Here is a 467-nt window from a genome sequence, read left to right on the forward strand (position 1 = left end):
TCCCAAAACGGCGGCCATCTTTGGAGAAGGGATAAATGTTAACATTTACCTTTACCAAGCCATTTGTGGTTAAAACATTCTTTTGCCCGTAATTGTTGGGGGTTGGAGCTTGGCAATCTGCGCTTGCGCTTTTCACTAGCTCTTTTATATTGTTTTGTTCTTCATCAACATAGTTTGGTCCCTGCACAACGCTGCGAAATTCTCTTTCGGTAACTTTTTCGCGATACTGGGTCACAAAATTGCCAAGCTGGTCGTAAAGAATAACTGAAAGCTGGAATGGCTGTTTTGCAAGCAAACTGAAATTCAGGCAATTTATGCGCGGCTCTTCATTGGTTCTATCTGCAATGCAGCGAGTTGGAGCAATACGCCCCGTACCGCCCGCAGAGCTTTCGTTTGGAAAACCTTTTTTAACAAAAGCATATCCGCCATCGAATGCCTGTACTTTTGGGTCTGCTATTCCATAAGGT

1 protein-coding gene is annotated in these 467 nt (G+C 43.9%); it reads right to left on the reverse strand.

Translation table 11 applies throughout. The features are described from left to right. Positions 1-467, reverse strand: a 467-nt coding sequence (locus ACYVRA_RS08740) for a hypothetical protein (protein ID WP_461252328.1), incomplete at both ends; no start/stop codon positions are given.

It is taken from the genome of Treponema sp. R8-4-B8 (assembly GCF_054786175.1).